The organism is Chitinophaga alhagiae, from assembly GCF_003568665.1.
Lineage (GTDB): Bacteria > Bacteroidota > Bacteroidia > Chitinophagales > Chitinophagaceae > Chitinophaga > Chitinophaga alhagiae.
Window position 1 is genome coordinate 74,906 of the sequence record NZ_QXMH01000003.1, and the last position, 25,629, is coordinate 100,534.

Consider the following 25,629-nt stretch of genomic DNA (forward strand, 5'->3'; position numbering starts at 1 on the left):
GTTATTTTACCTGCAATATAACAAAAGGGCAGCCTGTTACGGCTGCCCTCCCCATATTATTTTTATTTTACCTATCTTCTAATGCGCTGGCGGATGCTCATCACAAACCCTACTATCATCACCAATATGCCTATCCACAGCACGTTAATGAAGGGGAATACCAGGGCTTTCATCACCACATAGTCCATCGGCGCCTGGGTCTCTTTCACCTCTATCTGCACTTTGTTTTCGTTAGGCAGTATTTTGGTGAACCGCACGGCCAGGGAAAGCGGGGTAATGGAGTCAGGGATATTGCTCTGGAAGCTACTGTCCCGGATAAAATATACCGGCCGCAGGTTAAAGTCCCCGTTGCTTTTGGTATGCACGTAAATTTCCGCGCCTACGGCAATATCTCCCGGTTCCGGATGATAGTTCTTCTGCTCGGGTGACGTTTTCAGGTTGTTCAGCACCATAAAGCCCTTGGAGAAATAAATGGTATCGCCCTGGGCTATTACGTGCTCCTGGTAGGGCGTGCTGTCTGTCACCACATCTTTCCGCGGTACCGCGGTAATGTAGGTAAAGATATCGCGGGTAAGATAGTGTTTGGAATCCGGGTTTGGGGTAATGCCTTCCTGCCCTTTTATGTTCAGGAACGCATCCGGGTACAAGGTGAAGCGCTCTGCGGGCTCGTCTTCCAGGCGGGCTTTCTTTTCATAGTCCATGATGAAAAGCGTCTTGGACTTGTCTGCCGCATCCACGGAATCTCCGCGGTACGTCACAAAATACGGCCCCATCTGCACCGGCAGGCCTTTGGGCAGCATTACGTTCTCCCGTGAGTTCTGCCCGCTTTCCTTGGTAAAATAGCCGTTGAGCACACCCATGCTGTCAATAGACAGTACTTCCATTTTGGAAGAAGAAATGAGGATGCCCAGCAGCGTAAGGCCAAAACCGATGTGGGCCACGGAAGCGCCTGCGGCTTTGGTTTTCCCTTTCAGCACTACGAAGATATAGCCGAAGTTGGCCACTATGGCGTATATGCTGGCAAACAGCATGAGGTAGATGGCCACTAGGAAACCCGCGCCGTAATTGGTATAATAAATACGCCCGGCCCAGGCAATCAGTACTGTAATGCCAACGGCGATCAACGTGGGCCAGCCCAGCTTTTTCATGACGGTGCCTTTGGGCGTGTCTTTATACTTCAGGTACTGCACCGCAGCGGTAAGCGTGGCTACAATAATGGCCAGCCATATCTGGATCTGGTTATAATAGAACACCGGCTCGGTGGGCGGCGCAAAATCTTCCAGGTTAAAGAGCTTTTTGAGGCCGAAGAAATCCAGCAGTTTGTTCCATACCGGAATGGAGGTGATGAAAGTGATCTGCAGGCCGGATACCAGCAGCACCAGGGCGCCTACAAACAGCCAGAACTCGCGTGAGTAAGTGCTTTCTTCCTTTACGATCTTCGGTATTTCCTTGTTCCGCTTAATCAGCAGCCAGAACGAAGGGATGGAGAACAGGCCCAGCAGCACCAGCAACTGGCCGCTCATGCCCATATCTGTGAAGGAGTGTACGGAGGTTTGGCCCAGTACACCGCTTTTGGTCAGGAAGGTGGAGTAAAGGATGAATACGAAAGAGATGATGAAAAAGAAGAACGTAGAGCGCAGCGCATGCCCGGAGCTGCGGTACGCCAGCAAGGTGTGCACACCGGCCACCAGGGTGAGCCAGGGTACCAGGGAGGCGTTCTCCACAGGGTCCCATGCCCAGTAACCGCCGAAGGTGAGGGATTCATACGCCCAGGCGGCGCCCATCATGATACCGGTACCCAGCATCATGGCGGCAAAAAGGGCCCAGGGCAGCGCGGGTTTTACCCACTCGGCGTACTTACGCGTCCACAGGCCGCCAATAGCGTAGGCAAACGGCACTATTACAGAGGCAAATCCCAGGAACAGCACGGGCGGGTGAATCACCATCCAGTAGTTTTTCAGCAGCTCGTTGAGGCCGTTGCCGTCTACGAACTGTTTGAATTGCAGGTAATTCGGGTTCATGAACACGGGTGAGTCCGGCGCATCCTGCCGCATTAAAATGAAGGGCGTGCTGCCCAGCTTGTAGTCAAAAACATAAATACCCAGCAGCATGGCGGCCAGGCAGGCCTGGGCAAAAGAGATCACCGTCAGCACCGGGCCTTCCCATTTTTTGGAGGTATAGATAAGGATACAACCCAGCACGCTGTGCCATACGCTCCAGAGCAGGGTACTGCCCTCCTGCCCTTCCCAGAAGCAGCTCAGGAGGTATTTTACCTCCAGGTCACGCGAGGAGTGCTGCCAGGCGTACTTGTATTCAAAAAGGTGATTGGAAATGATGTAGTACAGGAAAGCGAACACGGCAAACACGGAAGCCGTTTGCACAAAAAAGGCCCAGCGGGCCATTTTCAGCCAGGATGCTTTCTTGAGCGGGTCTTGCTGCTGTACGCTGCTGAAATAAGACACCGTGGCCACCAGGGAAGCCACAAATGCCAGGATGGTAAAGAAATGCCCTAGTTGGCCGGGAAGTAAATGCTCCCCTACATATTTAATATTTTCCAAAGCTATGATCCGTAAGTTGTTGTAGTTGTAAAAATGACGTTATATGTCTTTTTGTGCGCTGTAGGCGGTCTGTTCGTCTTTGTATTTGGAAGGGCATTTCATCAGTATCTTGTCGCAATGGAACTCTGAACCTACCATTTTGCCTGTGAGCACCAGTTCTGTAGATTTTTCGAAGTCGGTGGGACGGGTACCGTTGAATACCACTTTAGTGACCTCACCGGACTTGTCTTTCATAAAGAAGCTGAAATAGTTGGCATCTTTGGCGGGATCGTACACCACCTCTTTACCCTTGTCCAGCGCGCCTATTACGTGAATTTTCTTCCCTTCTTTCTTGCGCGCGGTGGCAAATGTTTCATAGGTACTGAAATCCCCCACCATCATTACCATACCTGCCACACATACGGCTATTACGACGAGTAAAATGATACTAGTTTTCTTCATCCTTACCAGATTGATTTGTTAACAAAGGTAGCCAAAAAACTGAATGGGGAAGGCTGATATTCGTCAGGTTTGCGGGGCGGGGTTTCCGATTTTTACCGTTACCTTTGCGCCGGAATAGCAAAGTATATTGAAATAATCATGGCTGATCTTTCGAAATTTGATCCCAATTCGCCTGGGTTATTGTCCAATAACATTTTTGGGCTTCCCTTCAGCGAGGAAGACGCGCGGCTGGTATTGGTGCCCGTACCCTGGGAAGTGACAGTGTCTTATGCACATGGTACGGCGCGCGGGCCGGAGCACATTTTCAAAGCCGCCCTGCAGGTAGATCTTTACGATGCGGATGTGGAGAACGGCTGGCGGCAGGGGTTCTACATGCGGGAATGTGACAAACAGCTGTTGCTCCGCAGTGACTACCTCCGCAAGGAAGCTGAGCTGTACCTCCGTTTTTTGGCCGAAGGCGGGGACGTGCTGGAGAACGACTTCCTGCGCCGCTCGCTGGACGATGTGAACAGGGGCGCCCAGAAAATGAACGACTGGGTATACCAGCAAACGAAAGAGCTGCTGCAGCGCGGCAAGCTGGTAGGGCTCATTGGCGGTGACCACAGCACGCCGCTGGGGTATTTCAAGGCCATTGGCGAGCATAAGGGAAACTATGGTATTCTGCAAATAGACGCGCATGCAGACCTGCGCAACAGTTACGAAGGGTTCAAATACTCCCATGCTTCCATTATGTACAACGCGCTGGCGGAAGTGCCGCAGGTGACGAAGCTGGTGCAGGTGGGCGTAAGGGACTATTGCGAAGAGGAACTGCACTACATCAGCAACAGCAACGGCCGTGTGGTGACCTTCTTTGACCAGCGGATCAAGGAACGGGGTTTTGAAGGCGAACCATGGAAAAACATTTGCGACGATATTATCAACCAACTGCCACAGCAGGTATATATCAGTTTTGACATAGACGGGCTTGACCCCAAGCTGTGCCCCCATACAGGCACGCCGGTAGCCGGCGGGTTGGAAGGGCCGCAGGTATTTTACCTTTTCAGGAAAATACTGGAAAGCGGCCGCAACCTGATAGGCTTTGACCTGGTAGAGGTAAGCGCAGGGCTGGATGAGTGGGATGCCAACGTGGGCGCCCGCATGCTGTTCAAGTTGTGTAACCTGATGGTGAAATAATCATGTACAAATTCCGCATATTACATCCCAATGCTATGACCCGCCTGCGTTTGCAGCCGGTAATGCATGGCATGGTAGGTATCCTTTTCCTGTTCAATGTGATCGGCACGTATAAACTGGAGCGCCCCAACTGGATGATCGCCTTCCTGTTTATAGCCATGGGCCTGGTGAGCGTGGCCTTTCCCCTGCTGATGCGGCGCATCCGCAAATTTTCCGAGGCCAATACCGTACTGCGCATGCTGCAGGCTTTCACCATGCTGAGCGGCTGCCTGTACTTCCTTTCGCACATGCAGCCCATTGTGGGGTTCACGCTTTTCCTCGCGGGCCTGGGCATTGGTTATATCGGTTATGCGGAATACAAGATACTGCAACCCTCTTACGTGGAATTTGACACTACCGGCATTACGCTGCCCACCTTGTTCGGCAAGCGCCGCGTAGGCTGGAACGAAATGAAAAACGTAATTTTGCGGAACGACCTGCTCACGCTGGATTTTTCAAACAATAAACTGCTGCAGCTGGAAGTGCTGGACGATATCTCCACCACCAAAGCCGCGGAAATGAACCAATTTTTCCAAACGCGCTTACAATGAACGTATCTCCATACATACTCTATTCAGACGGTAAAGGGAATATTTTTGAAGACACTTCCCTTTATGTGGCCGGGCGCAGCGGCTGGGACGCCCAGCCCATCCCGGACGATGAATGGATAACGCTGCCGGACGGCGGCAACCTTTATGAGTTGCCCGGCCGCCGTGGTATTGGCATAGATGTGGAAACGGGCGAAATGCGCCTTTGTGAAAAAGGCTGGGCCGTAGCGGCCTTCATTCCGCCCGCGCATACCGGCTTTTACCTGGCCGCGTACGAAACCATGCCAGACGCGCCCACGCTGCCGCTTTTCTGCTATACCGCCGCCGGCTGGTATAACAACGAGTTTTACGTACCCGCCATCCGCATTGAGCAGGATATCAGGCAGGAATGCGCCGGCTTTAATGACAGCAAGGTAAAAAGCGGTGTATCTACCCTGCTGGAGGCCTATCCGCACAACCGCCTGGTGCAGCACCTGGCCAATAACTGCGCCCTCACTTACCACTGCCCCGCCGCCCGCAACTATTTCATGGGCCGCTGGGAATGCCCCGTGCCTTCTTCTCCCGCCTGCAACGCCAATTGCATAGGCTGCATTTCTTTCCAGCCGGAAGAGGAAACCATTGTGTCCACGCAAGACCGCCTTGCTTTCAAACCCAATGCCGCGGAAATTGTGGAGTTTACCGTGCCTCACCTGGAAACGGCCCCGTTCCCTATTGTGAGCTTCGGCCAGGGGTGTGAGGGAGAACCGTTGCTGATGTGGGAAACCATCCGCGAGTCCATTCTCGAAATACGCAAACATACTTCCAAAGGAAGCATCAATATCAACACCAACGGCAGCAAGCCCAACGCTGTACGCGAACTGTGCCGGGCCGGGCTGAACAGCATCCGCGTAAGCCTCAACTCCGTACGGGAGCATATCTACACGCCGTATTACCGCCCTAATAACTACACCTTTGCAGACATCGTGGAAAGCATCAGGGTGGTACGGGAACATGGCGGCTGGGCGTCCATCAACTATTTTGTATTTCCAGGCATGACAGACAGCGTGGAGGAATATGAAGCGCTGCGCGAGCTGATCAGGACCACCGGCTTGAGCATGATACAATGGCGCAATTTCAACATTGACCCTGACTGGTACCTCGGCAAGATCGGCGTTACCGAAACCGGGGACTGCCTGGGCATGAAACAAATGCTGGAGCTGCTGCGCGAAGAGTTCCCGGATCTGAAGTTCGGTTACTTCAACCCACCGATGGAACGGATGCAGGGGAACTATGAACAGGACTTTGCGCACGCCTGAACAACCACCTGAACCCGATGAACGTAAGCAGGCAGATGCCCGTTACCATGTACCACCAGGCCGAATAACCCAGCTCCTTCACCACAAAAGCCCCCAGCGTAGGCGCTATCAGGTGCGCCGCGCTGTAACTGGCCATGTATAACCCTGCATACTGGCCGCGGTTATGGTCTTTACTGCGGTGTATCCAAAAGTTGTTCATAAACGGCAGCGCCATCATTTCCGCAAAGGTGAAGGTGATGATATAGATGAAAGCCAGCGCGGTAACAGGGGGAAATATATTGAACACCAGGTACGCCAGACCCATCATCAAGGCCCCGATGCCGATATAGTACACATCCGGCCGCTTGTTTTCCAGCTTGTACACCAATATCATCTCTACCAGGGCAATCAGCAAACCGTTAACAGACAAGGCAATGCCGATGAGGCCTTCCGTAAGCTGCAATTTGTCTTTAAAGAACACGCCCACAATGGTGAACATCTGGAACAGGCACACGGCAAAAAGGGTGACCAGCAGCACAAAAAAGAGATATACCCAGTCTTTGTAGGCAGAATCCTGTTTCAAGGCCTTCATTTCCTTTTCTTCCTTCTTTTCCCGCACTGCTTTCACGGGGGGCAATACCAGGCGCATGAGCAGGCCCGCGGAAATGCACACCAGCCCGTCTGTCCAGAACAGCCACTTGTAACCGATGGCGGCCAGCATGCCGCCCAAAGCAGGGCCAACGGCCCAGCCCAGGTTGGTGGCCAGGCGTATGAGGGAATAGGCCCGCAACCGGCCGGCGGCATCGCTGTAATGCGCTACGGCGGCGGCGTTGGCCGGCCTGAAAGACTCCCCTATGAGGCCCTGGAAAAAAATGGCGGCGGCCAGGGAGGAAAAAGTATGCATTTGCCCAAGCAAAATGAACATGGCCCCGTTGAGCACCAGGCTCCAGCACTGCACAGGGTAAAACCCGATGGTATCCGCCAGTTTGCCGCCCAGCAGGGAGCCGCAGATAGCACCGGCGCCGAAGAGGGTCATAATAATACCCGCCTGTTCAAGGGGCAGATGCAATTCAAAGGTGAGGTAGATCGTTAAAAAGGGGATCACCATGTTACCGCTGCGGTTGATCAGCAGCACCACGGCCAGCCACCACACGCGGGGCGAAATGCCGCTGTAGGCGTTCCTGTAAAGCGAGATCGTTTTGTTGTACATATACGTTTGCAAGCTATGCCGGGTTACAGTAACTGCCAAAAGGAATATTACCAATGAGGCGGTTTGTTGATTAATTGCGTTTATCCGGTAATTTGGCCGCACTGACTACCAATACAGCGGCGGGCCGGGATGTATCCGAAACGCATGTATTGCCGCGGCGGCCCGGGATGCATGAAGTGCTTTCCGCAGGCTGCCTGGTGCGGTTTTTGCCGCAAACAGGCAAAAAGGCCCCGGCCCGTTTGCCCGCTCATACAATACACGGGCGGCATATTGAAAAAACATTAACTTTGGAATCAAGATGGAGGAACAAAAACAACAGAAAAATATAAAAGCGGCCGGTTTCACGGTAGCCGTGCATGCGTTGCTGTTAGTTGGGCTGTTCATGATCAGCTTCTCGGCGCCGCCGCCACTGCCTGACCAGGACCTGGGCATGGAAGTGAACCTGGGCACCTCTGATGACGGTATGGGAGACGAACAGCCGTTGAACCCCAACCCGCCGGCAGCCAGCCAGCCTGCGCCTGCCGTTCCTCAAAACACGCCGGCGCCCGCTGAAGAGCAGGGCAACACGCAAGACCTGGCCACCCAAAACGAAGAAGACGCCCCGGAGGTGAAAAATCCTCCCAAACCGGCGCCCAAACCGAAAGAAATAGCCAAAACCGTAGAGGCCAAAACGGAAAAAACACCGCGCAAGCCCAAAGCCGTAGCGCCGCCTACTCCCATTCCGCCAGCCCCGCAAAGGCCCAAGGCAGTATTCACCGGTGGCAGCTCCAACAGCGCCAATAGCGGCAACAACGCCAATGGCAGCAACAACTCCACCGGCGAAGGCAATACCGGCAGGCCCGGAGACCGTGGCGTACTGGGCGGAGACCCGAATGCCACCGGCTATACCGGTACACCCGGCGCAGGCAGGGGCGCATCTGACTTCCGCCTGCAGGGCAGGAACCTGGTAAACAGGCCCTCTGTTACCTGGGATGGCAACGAAACCGGCTATGTAGCCGTAAACATTAAAGTAGACCGGCAAGGCAATGTGATCAGCGCTTCCTATACCTTAAAAAATTCTACCATTAACAATCCAAAAGCCATTCAGATCGCTATTGAAGCGGCCAAAAGAATTAAGTACAATGCCAGCTCGGACGCGCCGGAAGAACAGTTCGGCCCCATCCGTTTTTACTTCAAAGCACAATAGGGAGAATATTATTCCTGTTTTCCCGTTATTAAAAACTAATCTGCCGACTATTCTATGTACTTAAAGAACAGGCTCTTACTGTTAATAGCGGGAATGTGCGCAACTGCCGCCGTGCAGGCGCAAAGTTTTCCGGGATATCATACCAGCCAGTACGCCGGTATACATGCCGTGCCGTTCAATCCTGCCAGCGCGGCCGGCAGCCGTTACCGCTGGGATGTGAACATCGTGGGCGCAGATGCAAGGGCCGGCAATACGTACACCAAGTTTGAAAAATCATCACTGCTTTCGGCAGACTCTTTCCGGATATGGCGGGATTACTTTCCGGATACCAACGCCACCCGCAAACAATATGGCTGGGGCAGCGCAGACATTATGCTGCCGTCAGGGCTCTACGCTATTGACGAAAAACAGTCTGTAGCCTTCACCTGGCGCGTACGCGGCTCCACTTATGGTGGTGGCATGGAAACTTCCACCGCCAATTTCTTCGCCATCAACTACCCTAACCCCAAATACAACAACCGTAATGTTTCAGACACCTACGGCGGCGGGTTTGCCCACTGGTGGAACGAGTTCGGCCTCAGCTACGCCCGTGTGATACGGGACCGCGGAGACCATCGCCTCAAAGCCGGCATTACCCTCAAATACCTGGCCGGTCAGGCCGCGGTCTACGCAGTAGGGCGCGATGGTTCGTTGCTGCTGAAAAACCAGAACCTCCTTGATATCAACCAGGGCTCGTTATACTACGGGTACAACGCAGAGCTGGATACCAACGGGGATAGCTGGCAATCTCTCTACAGCCCTTTCCACAACCCCGGCATAGGGGCAGACATTGGCGTTATTTACGAATGGCGGCCGGATAACGACGGGTTTGGCAGCGTATACGAGAATGGCGACTGGAACCCTGACGCAGATACCTGGAAAGCCCGTGTAGGTATTTCCGTGGTAGACATTGGCGGCATCCGGTATGACAAGTCGCTCATCAGCGCAGACCTTGACATGCGGGCACAGAACTACCCCGCCAACATGCTGGGCAAACGCAAGGAAGAAAGCATCCGTCAGTATGCCAACCGCCTGGCCAACACCTTCACCGCCCTGGAAACGGACAATACGTTTTACATGAACCTGCCCACCTCCCTCAACCTGATGGGAGACTACAATATAGACGGCCGTTTTTTTGTGAGCGCCAGCGCTACCATTGCCCTCACCGGCGGCACCAATGATGATCACAAGACCAGCGCCCTCACCTGGCTGATGGTAACCCCGCGTTTTGAAACAAAACACCTGGGCGCTTACCTGCCGCTTTCCGTTAACCGCTACGGGCAGGCAGACGCCGGGCTGGCCCTCCGCGCCGGGCCGCTGGTAATTGGTTCTTCCAGTCTTTTCACTACTCTTTTCCAAAGCCGCATCAATCATGCGGATGTATTCGTAGCTTTGCGCGTGATCCCGGTCCGCTTTAAAAAGGGAAGCTGGGATAAGGGAGACGGCGGCATTTTCCGCAGGCGGAAAAGCAACGTTGCCTGCCCTGACATATAGCCAGGCATATGAACTACGAGCAAACCATCGACTACCTGTACAACCAGCTACCCATGTTCAGCAAGCAGGGCGCTTCCGCCCTGAAACATGACCTGCTGAACACCCGGGAGCTTTGCACCATACTGGGCCACCCCGAAAACCGGTTTCCCTCCATACATATTGCCGGCACCAACGGCAAAGGCTCTTCCAGCCACATGCTGGCCGCGGTGCTGCAACAGGCCGGGTATAAAACAGGGCTTTATACTTCACCGCACCTGCATGATTTCAGGGAACGCATTAAAATAGACGGCGCCATGATACCCGAAAACCGGGTGGTGGATTTCGTGGAGCGCCTGCGTACCAAAATAGACACCATACAACCTTCGTTCTTTGAGCTGACGGTAGCCATGGCCTTTGCCTACTTTGCCGCCGAAAAGATAGACATTGCAGTGATAGAGACCGGGCTGGGCGGCCGCCTGGACAGTACGAACGTGATCACCCCCATCCTTTCCCTGATCACCAATATCAGCTTTGACCATATGAACGTGCTGGGTAATACCCTGCAGCAGATAGCGTATGAAAAAGCGGGCATCATCAAGCCAGACGTGCCGGTGGTGATCAGTGAAACACAACCGGAAACCGCCTCCGTGTTCTACGACGCGGCAGACCAGCGCCTCTCCCCCATTTATTTTGCAGACCAGGAATGGGCAATAATGGACTCACACCCCGCCCCGGATTCCCTGCGGGTAACGGTAGCGAACACACGCACCAGCGAGCAGGCCACCTACACGCTTGACCTGCCGGGCCATTACCAGGAAAAAAACCTGCTGGGCGTACTGTCTGCGCTGCGCATCTTGCAACAGGCGGGCTGGGAAACGGGCAATGCGGCGGCGGCGCTCGGTAATGTGCGGAAGCTCACGGGGTTAGGGGGGCGTTGGCAGGTAGTACGGCAGGCGCCCTACACCGTGCTGGACGTGGGGCACAATGAAGCGGGCATGAAGGCCATACTGGAACAACTGGCGCTGGTCAATTACCGCCGGCTGCATATTGTGACCGGCTTTGTAAAAGATAAAGACGTGCCGGCAGCGCTCCGGCTCCTGCCCAAAGACGCGCAGTACTATTTTACCAAAGCGCAGATACCGCGCGCCCTCCCGGAAGAAGACCTGTACCGCATGGCGCAGGAAGCGGGCCTGCAGGGGGCAGCGTTTGAGAACGTGCCCTCCGCCTATCAGGCCGCACTGGCCAATGCCGGTGCGGAAGACATGGTGCTGGTTTGCGGGTCTGTATTCATTGTGGGGGAAGTGCCGGGCGTCTGAAAACACGCGGGGAAAGCTGGATATTATCTGTATTGCCCCGCAGCCAACCGGATACCATCGTGCTGACCTCCCGCTGCAACGCAGCAACACCTGCCGTCCCCCCCGCAGCCGACGGGTACCATCGTGCAATGCTCCTGTTCCACGCCTCCTGTTGCAACACCTACAGTTCCCCCCTGCCCCGCAGCTCCTTTATTTTTTCCAGCCCGTAATGCAGGCAGCTTACATGCAGGCTTTGCAAGAACTCACGCTCTTTAAGCATGGCTTCCACTTCGTCTATATCTTTCAGCAGCACCTCTATTTCCTCATTCTCATCCAGCGCCTGCTCCTGTACACGCGTTCCGCCGGTAGCCAGGAACATGTGGGTAAGGTTGGTGCTGGTAGAAGGGTTGTGAGATACAGCGCCCAGGTCATAAAATTGATGGAAGGCGAAGCCGGTTTCTTCCAGCAATTCCCGGCGGGCGGCGGCTTCGGGAGAAACGTCCGTGGCATCCATTACACCGCCCGGAATTTCCAGCAGCACCCGGCCGTAAGCATGCCGGTATTGCCGGATGAGGATCACCTGCCTGCTTTCCGTTACGGCCATCACACACACCCAGTCTGGGTACTCCAGCACGTAATACGGGTTTACGAGCACGCCGGCGGGTGTTTCGCAAATGTCTCTGCGCAGGGTTAACCAGGGTTCTTTAAAGAGATATTCCGAGTTTACAAGTTTCCAGTCCAATGTCTGTTGTTATTACGAATGAAGAATACTTACTTCCAGCCTTCCCTTTCTTTCAGACGCTCAATATGCGCCAGGTGGTGAAGGCCATGCCAGGAATAGTTGGCCAGGTGTTTTGACAGGGTGTTTGACACGTTATTACCGGGGTGAAAAAAGGTACGGTCCCAGTCTCCCGCTTCCAGGTGCTCCAGCACGGCCACCCAGCGGGCGTGCAACGCGTGCAGCAGGGTAATAGACACGTTGATGGGCACATGCTGTACGTCTGGCAGTTCCGCCCAGGCCGCTTCGTCGTATGGTTTGATGGTGGGATTGTTTTCCGTGAGGGCCAGCTTCAGGCGGGTAAAACCGTTCATGTGGGAATCTGCCAGGTGATGGACCACCTGCGCTACCGTCCACCCGCCGGGGCGGTAAGGCGTCTGTAGCTGGTGCGCATCCAGGTTTTGCACGGCCAGCTCCAGCAGAGCGGGTAAATAGCGGATGTCGTTGATGTACTTTCTCCGCATGTCTGCATTGATCACCACCGGCGCGTGAAAGGGGCCGATGGGGTAGCGTAAATCTTCCATATGAAACAATTACGATTGACGAATGCTGTCTACTCCTCCCGGAGATCTTTCCCGGTGAGGTGAATGAACACATCCTCCAGGTTGGCCTTTTTCACTTCCTTCTTCCTTTCAAAACCGCCTGCCACCAGTTGGTCTATCAACGCATCCGGAGAGTCCAGCGCAATGATGCGGCCGCTGTCTACAATGGCACAGCGGTCACAGAGAAACTCCGCTTCGTCCATGTAGTGCGTGGTGATGACTACAGTGGTTCCCTGCGCCCGTACGTGCTGAATAAGCGTCCACAGGTTGCGGCGGGCCTGCGGGTCCAGGCCGGTGGTAGGCTCGTCCAGGAAAATGATGCGGGGGCGGTTGATCAGCGTAGTGGCAATGGAAAAACGTTGCTTCTGGCCGCCGGAAAGGGATTTGAATTTCTCTCCTGCTTTATCTTCCAGGTTGAACTCCTTCAGCAGCTCCATACCGTTTACCGGCTGGTTATACAGCCCGGCAAACAGCGCTATCAGCTCCAGCAGGTTCAGGCCGGGGTAATAACCGGATGTTTGCAACTGCACGCCAATGATCTTCTTGATGGCATCGGGCCGCTCGTCCAGGTTCAGGCCGTCTACGATCACAGTGCCCGAGGTTTTCTCGCGCAGGGTCTCAATAATTTCCAGCGTGGTGGACTTGCCCGCGCCATTAGGCCCCAGGAGGCCAAACACCTCGTTCTCGTATACATCGAAACTGATCCCTTTTACCGCGGTAAAGTCGCCATACTGCTTTACCAGGTCTTTCACCTCAATGATCTTGCGTTTTTCCATTCGGCCAAATTACATAAAAACACAAAAAAAGAGGCGCTCCGTTTTACCGGGCGCCTCTCTTCTGAATTTAAAAGGTTGGCAGGTAGTTATTTGGAAGCCGTTGCCTGCGGCTTGTTGATGAATATTTGCGTGAAGTAAACAATATTCCCTTTCCCCCTGGCCGCGCCGATACCGATCAGGTTAAAGTTGCCGAGCATGTTCCTGCGGTGGCCGGGGCTTTTGATCCAGCCGTCTACCACTGCTTCTGCGCTCAGGTTGCCGTACGCCACGTTTTCCGCGGCGCCGCTTACCCGGCCCAGTTTTTTGGAAATATCATCCACGCGGCTTTCAAACCCGTCGTGCCCGAAACCTGTGCGGCCGTTGGCCATGGCCTTGCTGTGGCTGCGGGCTTCCACGTTGATGGTCTCATTCATTTTGAGCGCGGGCAGGCCTTTTGACTTGCGGTACTTGTTGACGTAATACAGGATATCTTCTTCCACATCGCCTGTGTTGCGTACAGCCGTAGTACCGGGTTTACCCGTTACAGCCTTGCTGCAGGCGGTGGCCTGGCAGCCTATCAATACCGCTGCGGAAAACAAAAGGACCTTACAATAGTGCTGGTTAAACATGTTTTTAGAAACGTTTTTTTAATACTGAAAATTGTATGATCCAATTTCGCGCCAAAAGTTTAATCGATCACCGCCTGGATAGCTTCCACCATCTTTTTGGAGCCGATAAAAATGGGGATGCGCTGGTGCAGCTCGTCAGGCTTGATGTCCAGCAACCGCCGCTGCCCGTCTGCAATGGCCGCGCCGCCTGCTTTTTCCATCAGGAAAGACATGGGGTTGCACTCATAGCACAGCCGCAAGCGCCCGTTGGCATACTTGCCAAATGCAGGATACATGAACACCCCGCCCTGCACCAGGGTACGGTGTATCTCGGATACCATGCAGCCTACAAAACGGTGGCGGTATACCTTGTCTGCCGCGTTTTGCGCCATAAACAGGTCTATGGCCAGCTGTATCTTCTTCTCGTAGAGATAATAATATCCCATGTTCACGGAAAAGATATCACTGTCTTCCGGCACCCGCATGTTAGGGTGTGAAAGGCAAAATTCCCCGATGCTGGGGTCTAGCGTAAAGCCCTGCACGCTTCTGCGGGTGGCGTATACGAGCATGGTGGAAGAGCCGTAGATAATATACCCCGCGGCTATCTGCATATTGCCCGGCTGCAGGAAGTCTTCCCGCGTACATAGCTCCCCGTTGGGAGAAAGGCGGCGGTATACGGAAAAGATGGTACCAATAGACACGTTCACGTCTATGTTGCCCGACCCGTCCAGCGGGTCCATCAGCACCACGTATTTGGAGTTCCGGGAAAATTCATCCTCAAAACAGATAAAGTCTTCATTTTCTTCAGACGCCACGCCGCAGCAGTAGATGCTGGTGCGCAGGGAGTTGATGAGCTGGTCATTGGCAAATTCGTCCAGTTTCTTTACCGCCTCGCCCTGTACGTTGGTTTTACCGGCTTCGCCCAATATGTCCGCAATACCGGCCTTGTTCACTTCCACGTTCACCCTTTTGGCGGCCAGCCCGATGTCACGCAGGAGGCCGGATAGCTGGCCCGTTGCGCCAGGGTAGTTTCTCAGTTCCTGGATGGTAAATTCGTCCAGCGTCATAACTCGTTGGTTCATGTTCATATACGTGTTTGGTTAAGGTGTGCTAAATTAAGCTAAACAGCCCTATTTCATAGAAATTGTCATTTTCCGGTAAATTCATTTTTAAACAATTCTAAAGTTGCCGTACTTTGCCGGGTAATTTTTTAACAGAAGTCGATTCTCCGTATGAAGGTTTTCAAATTTGGCGGCGCAAGTTTAGAAACTATTGAGCGCATTCAGCAGGTGGGTAATATCTTACAGGCCTATGCCGGTGAAAAAATACTGGTAGTGATGTCTGCCATGGGTAAAACCACCAATGAGCTGGAAAAGGTGGCCCAGAACTTCTTCATGCGCAAGCGCGAAATAGCCGCCCAGTTGCTGTTCAACATTGAACAGCAGCACCTCCAGGTGGCTGAAAACCTGCTGGGCGGCCGGGAGCATCCGCTGTTCACCCAGTTGCAGCAGTTTTTTACAGAGGCCGAATGGACGCTGGGAGAAAAGCCCCTCCGCCCGTACGACTATTACTATGACCAGCTGGTGGGCCTCGGCGAGCTGCTCAGCACCGCCATTGTGAGCGCCTACTTTAACCAGACTGGCATTACCAATGTTTGGGTAGACGTGCGCGACGTGTTCCGCACAGACGACAACTTCCGCGATGCCAATATTGACTGGGAAGTAACGGAAAAACAGGTGAAGGAAAAAGTGCTGCCCCTGTTCAATGCAGTAGACATCGTGATTGCCCAGGGTTTTATTGGCAGTACGGACCAGAACGAAAGCGTTACCCTGGGCCGCGAAGGCAGTGATTTTTCCGCTGCCGTATTTGCCAACCTCCTGGAAGCCGAAAGCCAGACCATCTGGAAAGACGTGGAGGGCCTGAAGAACGCAGACCCGAAGCTGTTCCCCGATACCGTTAATATACCGGAAATAGCTTTTAACGAAGTAATTGAAATGGCCTATTACGGCGCGCAGGTGATACACCCCAAAACCATCAAACCCCTGCAGAACAAGCAGATACCGCTATACGTAAAATGCTTCCTGAACAAAGACCTGCCCGGCACCGTGATCCGGGAGGATGCGGACAACCGCAAGTTGCCACCTATTATTGTACTGAAAAAGAACCAGGTGCTGATCACCATTACTTCCCGGGACTTCGGGTTCATTACGGAAGACAAGATCAGTGACATCTATGAAATATTCCACGCCAAAAAGATCAAGATCAACCTTACCCAGAACGCGGCTATCAGCTTCTCCTGCTGCATAGACAACAACCCCGAGAAAATAGAGCTGCTTATCAAGGCCCTGCACAGCGGTTTCAAGATCTCCTATAATGAAGGGCTGGAACTGCTGACCGTGCGACATTACCGCAATGGCCTGCTCGAAAACCTGACCAAGGGACACAAGATACTGCTGGAACAGCGGTCGGACAGTACCGTGCAACTCGTAATGAAGTAATTTTCGCCGTACTGCCTGCTGCAAAACCTCACCAAGGGGCACAGATAATACTGGAACACCGGCCGGACAGAACCGCGCAGCTGGTAATGAAGTAATTTTCGCCGTACAATTTGCTAAAGGGTTCTCGGTCAACCGGGAAGCCCCGGGAGGCAATTTTGTGCCTGCCTCCATCACTTTCCTTACATTTCAATAACTTTCCTTTCATGCTTTTATTTTATTATTAAAATGTAGAAAATAGTTTTTATTTTTATCAACGCAGTGAATAATGTACCCAGTGCAGTGACCATATTGAAAAAACCAGGAAGGAGCCGAAAACCTGTAAAAACAAGTAGGCAACCGTATTTATATCAGAACCATACATCCACGAGTCATGGAAATTCAACCAGATTGGCCTTGTCATCAGCCTGTTTCAATCGCTTAACAATTGTTTAAAGGTAACTTAACCTTGAAGGAGATGCAATCCTTTGCATTTCTTCCCATCTTGCGGGCGCATTTCTAATTCTCGAGACTGGAACGGCGTCTATATCTGACAGTGCAGCAAACTGCCCTGAACGGGTTTTCTATTTCCGGCTTTTAACAGTGTTCATCTATAAAATCTACTTCGTCATGCTTACACAAAAACTGTTCAAGATCTGGCTATGGCTGCTGGTATTGCTTCCTGCAGCGGCTATGGCCCAACAACCCAACGCCGTACTCACGGGCGTTGTAACCGGTACCAGCGGGGAAGCGCTGCCCGGTGTTTCCGTAGAAGTAAAAACGCCAGACGGCCAGCGCAAGGGCGCGGCCAGCGATGCAAAAGGCGTTTTCAATATTCCCGGCCTGCCGGTTGGCTCGCCAGTAACTGTTACGTTTTCTTTCATTGGTTACGAAGCACAAGTACTAAATAACCAGGTTTTGAAAGCCGGCAACAACAATCTGAAAATACAACTGAAGGAAGCCAACCAGAAACTGAACGAACTGGTGGTAGTGGGATACGGCACTCAGAAGAAAGTGAACCTTACCGGCGCCGTTGCCCAGGTAGATGCCAAAATGCTCGAAAGCCGGCCTGTGGCTAACGTTACGCAAGCCCTCCAGGGAGCCGTGCCTGGCCTGAACATCAACTTTACCGATGGCCGCCCCGGCTCCAACGGCCGCTTCAACATCCGCGGCAACAACCCGCTCAGCTCCGGCGCCAGCCCGCTGGTATTGATAGACGGGGTACCCGGCTCCATGAACAACGTGAATCCCCGGGACATTGAGACCGTTACCATTCTCAAAGACGCGGCGGCCTCCGCCATCTATGGCGCCCGCGCCGCGTTCGGCGTAATACTGGTTACCACCAAAGCCGCTAAGAACGGTAAGCTGACCGTGAACTACGGCAACAACTTCTCCTCTTCAAGATCAACCGTGAGCACAGATTTCATGACTGACGGGTATAACGCCGCCATGATGAACGATGAAGCCTTTCGCGTATCTACCGGTAACACCTACACCCGCTATACACCGGAAGACTATGAAGAGCTGAAAAAAAGGCAAACAGACAAATCGCTGCCGTCTGTGGTAATAGACAACCGGAACGGCCGGGACCAGTACGTGTATTACGGCAACACCGACTGGTGGAAAGAAATGTTCTTTGATGCGCAACCTGCCATGGAGCATAGCCTCAGCATTACCGGCGGAACGGACAAGGTAGACTTCATGCTCTCCGGCCGCATGTATCACCGGAAAGGGATGATGCGCATCAACAGGGACGAATACAACTCCTACAACCTGCGCACCAAACTCACGGTGCGGGCCAACAAGTGGCTCACGTTCACCAACAACACGCAGTTCAGCATTGCCAAATACACCTACCCGGGCTGGGGCGTTAACAACAACTTCGTATCTATCACCGTACACGCCCTCCCCTCCTACGTGCCGCGCAACCCCGACGGTACGGCCACCTACATCACTGCCTTGAACAACTACCAGATAGGAGACGGTATTTATGCAGACCTGCTGTACGGTAAATCAAGGGGCATAGAACGCTGGAATGAGCTGATGAGTACCTGGGGCGCCACTATCAAGGTGAACGACAACATCAACCTCTACGCCAACTATACTTTCACCCTTAACCCGGCCAGGGACAATGATGCGGCTACCACCACCACCATCCGGCAGGCGGCTGCGCCCTACTCCATCTACCCCGGCGTTATCAGCAAACTGCCGCGTGCAGACTTTTTGCGCGAAGAAGTGAACAGCGACATGTACCATGTGGCCAACGCCTATGGCGAGTTCATTAAAAGCTATGGCCACCATAATGTAAAATTCATGGCGGGGTACAACCAGGAACTGAAACAGTTCAAACGCATTACCTCCGAGCGCGGCGACCTGTTGTCTGAAGACCTGATAGACATAGGCCTCGGCTCCGGTAACTACGCCCTCAACGGCGCCCAAAGCGAGTGGGCCCTCCTAGGTTTCTTTGCCCGCGCCAACTACGATTATAAAGGCAAATACCTGCTGGAAATGAACGGGCGGTACGACGGTACTTCCCGCTTTCCGAAAGACCAGCGTTTCGGTTTCTTCCCCTCTATATCAGCAGGCTGGAGGGTGAGTGAGGAATCTTTCTTTGAACCCTTGAAGAACACGGTGGGCGACCTGAAGTTCCGCGCCTCTTACGGCTCGCTGGGCAACCAGATCACCAGCTCCGCCTATCCGTACATTCCCCTGTTGAGCAGGGGTACGCTAGACTGGATAGCCGGCGGCAGGAAACTGGAATACCTGACCGCGCCGAACGCCATTTCTCCTACCCTCACCTGGGAAAAGACCAGCTCCGTCAATTTCGGTGTAGACGCTGCCTTGCTGAAGAACAAACTGATCCTCAACTTCGATTATTACATCCGCGATACAAAAGATATGCTGACCAAGGGTAAAACCCTGCCGGCCGTATTCGGCACGGCAGAACCGAGGGAAAACGCGGCAGACCTCCGTACCCGCGGCTTTGAGCTGAACATCAGCTACAACAACCAGTTCGATGTGGGCGGCAAACCGTTTATGTACAGCATTGGCGGCAACCTGAGCGATTTCACGTCTGTTATCACCCGCTTTGACAACCCCAGCCAGTTGCTGAACGACTATTATGTTGGCCAGCGCTACGGAGACATGTGGGGATATACGACAGACGGCTATTTCAATACAGACGAAGAAGCCACCGCATGGGCCGCCAAGGTTGACCAGAAGCTGGTAGGCGCCAACATCGTCAGCGCCAGCGGCGAATGGAACCGCCTCCGCGCCGGTGACCTGAAGTTCCTGGACCTCAATGGGGACGGTGTGATCAGCCCGGGCAAAAACACCCTCGGTGATCATGGAGACCTCGTAAAGCTCGGCAATAACCAGATACGCTTCCCATATGGCTTCACCGGCAGCGCCAGTTGGAACGGGTTTGACCTTTCGTTCTTCTTCCAGGGCATAGGCCGCAAAAACTGGTACCCCGGCGCCAATGCGGATAAATTCTGGGGCCCGTACAGCCGCCCGTACTATTCTTTTGTGCCCGAGGATTTCATGGACAAGATCTGGAGCCCGGAAAAAGGACAGTCCAGCTACTTTCCCCGCCTGCGCGGCTACATTGCCCTCAACGGCAACAACCCGCTCACCAACACGAACAACAGATACATGCAGGACCTGGCGTACCTCCGCCTGAAAAACCTTACCGTTGGTTATTCCCTGCCAGACCACCTGCTGAGACGCCTGCACCTGGGCCGCTGCCGTTTCTATGTAAGCGGGGACAACCTGGTTACCTGGACGAAGCTGGAAACGAAATACATAGACCCGGAACAGGCCGCCGCAGACGCTAACGGACGCGTGTATCCGTTCGCCAAAACCTTTTCTGCCGGTCTCGATCTGTCATTCTAACCATTAAACGAACTGAAATGAAAAAGTACTTATCCATACTCATACTTGCGGGCGGCAGCATATTTGCCGGCTGCAGCAAATTCATGGACCGGCAGCCGCTGTCTGACATAGCGCCCGACCAGTTCTTCAAGAACGAAAAAGAATTGAGCACGTACCTCAATTCCCTCTACAGCGCTTTCCCCAACGCGGAAGGCATCTACAACGAGGATATCGACAATATTGTAAAAGCCTCCCTGGGAGATAACCTCACCGGCAGGCGCACCGTACCCGTAACCGGCGGCAACTGGACGTGGACGGAGCTGCGCAAGATCAACTTCTTCCTTGACAATTACAACCGGGTATTGCCGGAGCAGCAAGCAGAGAAATATGTGGCCGTAGCCAAATTCTTCCGTGCCTACTTCTACTTCGACAAAGTACAACGCTTCGGAGATGTGCCCTGGTATGGTTCTACCATTTTACAGGGAGACCAGGACAAGCTCACCAAAGCGCGAGACAGCCGTGCGCTGGTGGTAGATTCCATTCTTGCTGACATTGACTACGCCATTGCAAAAATGGACGGCGCCACTACCAGTACGGACGCCGTAACCAAATACACCGCCCTTGCGCTCAAGAGCCGCATCTGCCTGTTTGAGGGCACCTTCCGGAAGTACCATCCTGAAATGAGCCTCCCCGGCTGGGAAACTTTCCTGCAAAAGTCCGTAGAGGCCTCGGAAGCGCTGATGAGCACCGGCAAGTACAAGATCTACACGTCCACGCCAGACAAGGCGTATCTTGAACTGTTCGCCTCCATAGCACCTATCAAGGATGAAATAATACTGGCCAAAACCTTCAGCAATGAATTACAGGTATGGCATAACGTGAACTACTATACGATCACATCATCTTACGGCAAACCTGGACTGGAAAAACAGCTGGTAAACAGCTACCTGATGAAAGACGGCACCCGCTTTACGGACATCCCGCGGTACGATACCATTACTTTCTACTCCGAGACCCAAAACCGCGACCCGCGGCTTTCCCAGACCATCCGCACGCCCGGCTACTCCCGCATTGGCACTACCGCCAGGCTGGCGCCCGATTTTGGCGCAAGCGTTACCGGCTACCAGCTGATCAAGTTCGTAACAGACCTTTCGTTCGACTCGTTCAACCGTTCCATCAACTCCATGCCAATTTTCAGGTATGCGGAAGTGCTGCTGAACTATGCGGAAGCCAAAGCCGAACTGGGGCAGCTCACCCAGGCTGACCTGGACAAATCCATCAAACTATTGCGAGACAGGGTGGGTATGCCGAATATAGACATGGCCGCGGCCAACGCAGCGCCTGACCCGTATGTGGGCGATCAGTACCTCAACGTTAGCGGCGCCAATGAAGGCGTTATTCTCGAGATCCGCCGGGAAAGAAGGGTGGAGCTGGTGATGGAAAGCTACCGCTGGTGGGACCTGATGCGCTGGAAAGAAGGAAAACTGCTGACCCGCCAGTTTAAAGGCATGTACTTCCCCGGCATTGGCCAATACGACCTTGACCATGACGGCAAAACTGATGTACACATCTATGAGGGCGCCAAACCAGACCCTGCCGTAAAAGGCGTACAGTATTTCAAGCTGGGCACTGAAATGGACCTGGAAAACGGTGCCGCCGGCGGTAACGTGATCATCAACCGCAATATTTCCAAGCAGTTTGACGAAACCAGGGATTACCTGCAACCTATTCCCATCCAGGAAAGGCTGCTGAATACCAACCTCACGCAGAACCCTAACTGGGACGACGGGTTATAGATGCTGCTGTATTACGCATATGAAAAGAGGGTGTATCGGATATGATACACCCTCTCTGTTTTCCGGTTGCACTACCGCAACCACCAGTTATTCAACAAATGTGAATACGGGTTTTGTCAACGGCAAGTGCCTCCGCAAACTCACCATTTTTATTTCACCCGCACCGGGTCTGCCGGTTTGGGTACCGGTTTGAAGCTCTTTGTTTTCAGCTCTTCCAGCAGCACCTGCACGCCCCGCTCCAGTTGCGGGTCACGGCCGGCAATCACATCAGCCGGCGTCTGCTCTACGTCAATATCCGCGTGGGTGCCTTCATTCTCGATGATCCAGTTGCCTTTGGTATCGTAAATACCAAAGCTGGGCGAGGTTACATAACCACCATCCATCAGGCTGGGATAGCCGCTGATGCCTACCAGTATGCCCATGGTACGTTTACCGATGAGCTTGCCGAGCTTTTTCTGCTGGAACATCCAGGGCATCATGTCCCCGCCGGAACCGGCGTACTCATTGATCAGCATGGCTTTGGGGCCGTAAATGCCGTTGCCGGGCGTGGTGAAACTGCGGCCGTTCCTTACCCCCCAAAAGCTCAGTACTTCCCTGTCCAGTACGTCAATCACATAATCCGCCACAGATCCACCGCCGTTAAAACGCTCGTCCAGCAGCAGGGCTTGCTTGTCTGTTTGCGCGTAATAATAGCGGTTAAACGAGGTGTAACCTTCCTGGCCCGTATTGAGCATGTACACATAGGCTATTTTACCGTTGCTCAACTGGTCTACCTTCTTGCGGTTGCTCTCTATCCAGTCATATTTGCGCAGTTCCATTTCCGCACCCGCGTCTACCGGTTGCACCACTATTTCCCGCGCGCCTGCTTCCGATGGCTGGCTGTTCACTTTCAGGGTTACCTGCCGGTTTACGGTGTTTTGCAAGAGGGCGTGGATGTTCATGTCTGCCGTAAGGGGGTGGCCGTTAACGGCCAGTATATAATCACCTTCCTTTACATCGAGACCCGGTACGGCCAGCGGGGCCTTCAGCTGCGGGTTCCAGGCCAGGGTGCTGTATATTTTGGCCAGGCGGTAACGGTTTTGGTGAATTTCATAATCTGCGCCCAGTACACCAGTAGACACATTGGGGCCGGCCGGGATGTCTCCCGCGCCTACGTAGTTATGCCCTACCACCATTTCGCTCATCATTTCGTTGAGCAGGTAGTTGAGGTCTGAACGGTTGGCCACATGCGACAGCAGCGCGGCATACTTCTTCCGGTTGGCATCCCAGTCTACACCGTGCATGTTCCTGACATAGAAGAAGTCTTTCTCTATTTTGTACACTTCGTCAAATATCTGGTTCCACTCGGCCACGGGATCTACGTATACGCTGACATTGGAAACGTCAATTTTCCCTTCTCCCGCATTGGGTTTCCGGTCTGCGGGCACTACATTGTAGCCGCCCCCGGAGGCCAGCAGTATCTTCTTGCCGTCTGCGCTCACAATGTAGCCGCCTGCTTTGGTAAAGGTTTCACTTTTACGCGTTTTCAGGTCATAGTAGCGCAGCTCTCCGTCCGTGAGGTAAAACAGCTTGTCTTTTACCGCCCCGCTTAATGAGCGGTAGCTGGCAGCGGGCAGCGGCAGGGCAATGGTACGCTGCTGAATACCGTCCAGGTCTATTTTGGTACCGGCTGTGGCAGCGGGTTTGGCAGTATCTTTCTTCTTTTCCGGCTCTGTGGTTTTTACGGGTTCCTCATCGCTCTCCGGTGTAAAAATAGTGGGCGTGTTTTTAGCCAGCATCACCGCGTAGATGTTGAAAGACCGGTTGCGGCCATAGGTTTGCATATGCAGCCCGCTAATAGACATGCCGCTGTTGGTGCTGCCGGGGAAAAACAGGTACTTTCCGTCCGCGCTGAACGTGGGGTTGCCCACATCGCCCATGCCGTCTGTTACCTGCGTGCTTTTGCCGGTTTCAATACTATAAAGATAAACAGCGTCAAACCCGTTCTCCTGCAATTTGATATAGCTGATCCATTTGGAATCAGGAGACCAGACAGGCGCAAATACATTGGAACTGCCGGAAGGGATGGAACCGTTGTTGTTGGTATCGATATGAGTGATCTTTTTCGTTTGTACGTCTACGTAATAAAGGTTAAAATGTGCATCGGCATAAACGATCTTCCTGCTGTCTGGCGACCAGCCGAGGCCGAAATAATACACCGTTTTTCCCAGCTCGATCTCTACCGGCTTTTCCATGGCCTTCTGGTCCCGCAGTATGAGCTTGTAATTCCCGTCCTTATCAGAGAGGTAAGAGATCCATTTGCCGTCTGGCGACCAGGCCGGTTCACGTTCATGAGAGCCGGGCGAGTTGGAGATGTTGCGCACGTCTCCCTTTTCCTTGGGAATGGAGAATATTTCCCCCCTGCCCTGCACCAGTACCCTTACGCCGGTAGGTGACAGGTTCACGCGCTCAAAGCCGCGGATATTTTCATAGCGCGGACGCTTGGAGGGGATGTCTGCCCGGATGCTGACCTTGATGTTTGTTACCGCGGCGGTAGCGGGGTTCAGCAGGTGCAGGGTAGCGCCCTGTTCAAAGGCCAGGGTGTTACCGTCTGTGGTCAGGGTTTTCACATCATCGTCCTTATACTTTGTTACCTGTGTTACCTGTTTGCTTTCCGTATCATACCGGAAAATGTTCATGGTATGGTTACGGTCACTGAGGAAATAAACGCTTTTGCCCACCCATACCGGGCGGATGTTGTTAGAGCCCGCCGGTGGTATTTCTTCCACCTGGTGGGTGCTGTTATTGAAGATCCAGATCTTGGGCATATACCCGCCGCGGTAGCGTTTGAATGGGCGGTACATTACGCTGCCTTCTGTGGGGTCCGGGTTTTTGATGTAGGCGGTGTACTTCCCGTCTGGCGAAACCGCGCCCTGCGTGGCTTCCGGGATGCTGGCATGCACCACAGGCAACCCTCCTTTAGCATTTACGCTATAGAGTTGCGTGGTCCTTCCGGTGGGAGATTCTCCACCGGAGGCAAACAGGATGTGATCATTGTCTACCCAGCCACGCACCAGGTCTCGCGCGGGGTGCCAGGTAACCCGCTGCGGGTCTCCCCCTTCAACGGAAATAACGTACACGTCCGTGTTCCCGTCATAATTACCAGTGAAGGCGATCTTTTTCCCGTCAGGAGAAAAATAAGGATCTTGCTCAAACGCCGGGTTGACGGTGAGCCTCACCGGCGAGGAACCATCCCTGTTGGCGAGCCAGATATCACCTGCGTACATAAAAACGATGTGCTTTTCACTGACGGCGGGGTTCCGTAAAAGTTTCGTTTCAGACTGGGCCTGTACAGATATAGGGCCGAAGGCGAGGAAGGCGCCGGCGGCCAGGCCGATTAATTTGTTCATCATAAGCAGTTATGGGTTTTGTGCAACTAAAATGGCAATGATGCAAAATAGGGGAAAACGGGTAATTTGGGGTTGCTAAAATATACCGGCGGTCAGATTACCTGAAGATTAATTTATATATTTAACCCGTGTTTGGCCTGTTCAATAAACCAAGTAGAAACCAGTGCCCTGTACCGGA

General features: G+C 53.4%; 18 protein-coding genes. 9 read left to right on the forward strand and 9 right to left on the reverse strand.

The window, feature by feature from the left end; translation table 11 throughout:
• Nucleotides 1-71: 71 nt before the first annotated feature.
• Complete coding sequence (gene ccsA, locus D3A97_RS16685; protein WP_232826001.1) at nt 72-2,558, reverse strand: cytochrome c biogenesis protein CcsA; 2,487 nt, start codon at nt 2,556-2,558, stop codon at nt 72-74.
• A 39-nt stretch (nt 2,559-2,597) separates the two neighbouring features.
• Complete coding sequence (locus tag D3A97_RS16690; protein WP_119079664.1) at nt 2,598-2,999, reverse strand: cytochrome c maturation protein CcmE domain-containing protein; 402 nt, start codon at nt 2,997-2,999, stop codon at nt 2,598-2,600.
• A 138-nt stretch (nt 3,000-3,137) separates the two neighbouring features.
• Here D3A97_RS16690 and D3A97_RS16695 point away from each other — a divergent pair, with 138 nt between their 5' ends.
• Genes D3A97_RS16695 through D3A97_RS16705 form a run of 3 tightly spaced genes read left to right on the forward strand, consistent with a single transcriptional unit; the run spans nt 3,138 to nt 6,054 of the window.
• Nucleotides 3,138-4,172, forward strand: a complete 1,035-nt coding sequence (locus D3A97_RS16695; protein ID WP_119079665.1) for an agmatinase family protein — start codon at nt 3,138-3,140, stop codon at nt 4,170-4,172.
• Nucleotides 4,173-4,174: 2 nt separating this feature from the next.
• Nucleotides 4,175-4,762 carry a hypothetical protein gene (locus tag D3A97_RS16700; RefSeq protein WP_119079667.1) on the forward strand — a complete coding sequence of 196 codons (588 nt, stop codon included), beginning with the start codon at nt 4,175-4,177 and terminating at the stop codon, nt 4,760-4,762.
• Entirely contained in the window at nt 4,759-6,054 is a 1,296-nt protein-coding gene (locus D3A97_RS16705) for a radical SAM family protein (protein ID WP_119079668.1), read from the forward strand. Before D3A97_RS16700 ends, D3A97_RS16705 begins: the two co-directional genes overlap by 4 nt.
• Here D3A97_RS16705 and D3A97_RS16710 read toward each other — a convergent pair.
• Nucleotides 5,996-7,255, reverse strand: coding sequence for an MFS transporter (locus D3A97_RS16710; protein ID WP_232826002.1), 1,260 nt, complete (start codon nt 7,253-7,255; stop codon nt 5,996-5,998). The two genes, D3A97_RS16705 and D3A97_RS16710, sit on opposite strands and share 59 nt — an antisense overlap.
• Before the next feature lie 286 nt (nt 7,256-7,541).
• Here D3A97_RS16710 and D3A97_RS16715 point away from each other — a divergent pair, with 286 nt between their 5' ends.
• From D3A97_RS16715 to D3A97_RS16725, 3 genes are all read left to right on the forward strand, one after another.
• A complete protein-coding gene (locus D3A97_RS16715) occupies nt 7,542-8,429 on the forward strand; it encodes a hypothetical protein (RefSeq protein ID WP_119079670.1) in 888 nt (295 codons plus the stop codon).
• A gap of 93 nt (nt 8,430-8,522) precedes the next feature.
• The gene (locus tag D3A97_RS16720; protein ID WP_119079671.1) at nt 8,523-9,962 is read left to right on the forward strand and encodes a DUF5723 family protein; all 1,440 of its coding nucleotides are present in this window, start codon (nt 8,523-8,525) and stop codon (nt 9,960-9,962) included.
• An 8-nt stretch (nt 9,963-9,970) separates the two neighbouring features.
• Nucleotides 9,971-11,257, forward strand: coding sequence for a bifunctional folylpolyglutamate synthase/dihydrofolate synthase (locus tag D3A97_RS16725; RefSeq protein WP_119079673.1), 1,287 nt, complete (start codon nt 9,971-9,973; stop codon nt 11,255-11,257).
• A 160-nt stretch (nt 11,258-11,417) separates the two neighbouring features.
• Here the strand turns inward: D3A97_RS16725 and D3A97_RS16730 are convergent, their stop codons facing one another.
• From D3A97_RS16730 to fbp, 5 genes are all read right to left on the reverse strand, one after another.
• A complete protein-coding gene (locus D3A97_RS16730) occupies nt 11,418-11,978 on the reverse strand; it encodes an NUDIX hydrolase (RefSeq protein ID WP_119079674.1) in 561 nt (186 codons plus the stop codon).
• A gap of 29 nt (nt 11,979-12,007) precedes the next feature.
• Nucleotides 12,008-12,538: a YfiT family bacillithiol transferase gene (locus D3A97_RS16735; RefSeq protein ID WP_119079675.1), complete on the reverse strand. Its 531-nt coding sequence runs from the start codon at nt 12,536-12,538 to the stop codon at nt 12,008-12,010.
• Between the two features lie 29 nt (nt 12,539-12,567).
• Nucleotides 12,568-13,332: an ABC transporter ATP-binding protein gene (locus tag D3A97_RS16740; protein WP_119079677.1), complete on the reverse strand. Its 765-nt coding sequence runs from the start codon at nt 13,330-13,332 to the stop codon at nt 12,568-12,570.
• 86 nt (nt 13,333-13,418) lie between these two features.
• Nucleotides 13,419-13,940, reverse strand: coding sequence for a CAP domain-containing protein (locus D3A97_RS16745; RefSeq protein WP_119079679.1), 522 nt, complete (start codon nt 13,938-13,940; stop codon nt 13,419-13,421).
• A 59-nt stretch (nt 13,941-13,999) separates the two neighbouring features.
• Nucleotides 14,000-15,001, reverse strand: a complete 1,002-nt coding sequence (gene fbp, locus D3A97_RS16750) for a class 1 fructose-bisphosphatase (protein ID WP_119080149.1) — start codon at nt 14,999-15,001, stop codon at nt 14,000-14,002.
• A gap of 150 nt (nt 15,002-15,151) precedes the next feature.
• On the opposite strand from fbp, the gene D3A97_RS16755 reads away from it, so the two are divergent.
• The 3 genes from D3A97_RS16755 (at nt 15,152) to D3A97_RS16765 (ending at nt 22,062) form a co-directional block, all read left to right on the forward strand.
• The gene (locus D3A97_RS16755; protein WP_119079680.1) at nt 15,152-16,417 is read left to right on the forward strand and encodes an aspartate kinase; all 1,266 of its coding nucleotides are present in this window, start codon (nt 15,152-15,154) and stop codon (nt 16,415-16,417) included.
• Nucleotides 16,418-17,023: 606 nt separating this feature from the next.
• Nucleotides 17,024-20,287, forward strand: coding sequence for a SusC/RagA family TonB-linked outer membrane protein (locus tag D3A97_RS16760; RefSeq protein WP_119079682.1), 3,264 nt, complete (start codon nt 17,024-17,026; stop codon nt 20,285-20,287).
• 17 nt (nt 20,288-20,304) lie between these two features.
• The gene (locus D3A97_RS16765; RefSeq protein ID WP_119079684.1) at nt 20,305-22,062 is read left to right on the forward strand and encodes a RagB/SusD family nutrient uptake outer membrane protein; all 1,758 of its coding nucleotides are present in this window, start codon (nt 20,305-20,307) and stop codon (nt 22,060-22,062) included.
• Between the two features lie 149 nt (nt 22,063-22,211).
• Here the strand turns inward: D3A97_RS16765 and D3A97_RS16770 are convergent, their stop codons facing one another.
• Nucleotides 22,212-25,454, reverse strand: a complete 3,243-nt coding sequence (locus tag D3A97_RS16770; RefSeq protein ID WP_119079685.1) for a S41 family peptidase — start codon at nt 25,452-25,454, stop codon at nt 22,212-22,214.
• Between the last annotated feature and the right edge of the window lie 175 nt (nt 25,455-25,629).

Excerpts from the sequence above, each read along its gene's own strand:
- D3A97_RS16740 (WP_119079677.1), bottom strand. The coding sequence starts at position 13,332 with ATGGAAAAACGCAAGATCATTGAGGTGAAAGACCTGGTAAAGCAGTAT.
- D3A97_RS16760 (WP_119079682.1), top strand. The coding sequence starts at position 17,024 with ATGCTTACACAAAAACTGTTCAAGATCTGGCTATGGCTGCTGGTATTG.
- D3A97_RS16690 (WP_119079664.1), bottom strand. The coding sequence starts at position 2,999 with ATGAAGAAAACTAGTATCATTTTACTCGTCGTAATAGCCGTATGTGTG.
- D3A97_RS16725 (WP_119079673.1), top strand. The coding sequence starts at position 9,971 with ATGAACTACGAGCAAACCATCGACTACCTGTACAACCAGCTACCCATG.
- D3A97_RS16765 (WP_119079684.1), top strand. The coding sequence starts at position 20,305 with ATGAAAAAGTACTTATCCATACTCATACTTGCGGGCGGCAGCATATTT.
- D3A97_RS16770 (WP_119079685.1), bottom strand. The coding sequence starts at position 25,454 with ATGATGAACAAATTAATCGGCCTGGCCGCCGGCGCCTTCCTCGCCTTC.
- D3A97_RS16700 (WP_119079667.1), top strand. The coding sequence starts at position 4,175 with ATGTACAAATTCCGCATATTACATCCCAATGCTATGACCCGCCTGCGT.
- D3A97_RS16705 (WP_119079668.1), top strand. The coding sequence starts at position 4,759 with ATGAACGTATCTCCATACATACTCTATTCAGACGGTAAAGGGAATATT.
- D3A97_RS16745 (WP_119079679.1), bottom strand. The coding sequence starts at position 13,940 with ATGTTTAACCAGCACTATTGTAAGGTCCTTTTGTTTTCCGCAGCGGTA.
- D3A97_RS16715 (WP_119079670.1), top strand. The coding sequence starts at position 7,542 with ATGGAGGAACAAAAACAACAGAAAAATATAAAAGCGGCCGGTTTCACG.
- D3A97_RS16755 (WP_119079680.1), top strand. The coding sequence starts at position 15,152 with ATGAAGGTTTTCAAATTTGGCGGCGCAAGTTTAGAAACTATTGAGCGC.
- D3A97_RS16695 (WP_119079665.1), top strand. The coding sequence starts at position 3,138 with ATGGCTGATCTTTCGAAATTTGATCCCAATTCGCCTGGGTTATTGTCC.
- D3A97_RS16720 (WP_119079671.1), top strand. The coding sequence starts at position 8,523 with ATGTGCGCAACTGCCGCCGTGCAGGCGCAAAGTTTTCCGGGATATCAT.
- D3A97_RS16735 (WP_119079675.1), bottom strand. The coding sequence starts at position 12,538 with ATGGAAGATTTACGCTACCCCATCGGCCCCTTTCACGCGCCGGTGGTG.
- fbp (WP_119080149.1), bottom strand. The coding sequence starts at position 15,001 with ATGAACCAACGAGTTATGACGCTGGACGAATTTACCATCCAGGAACTG.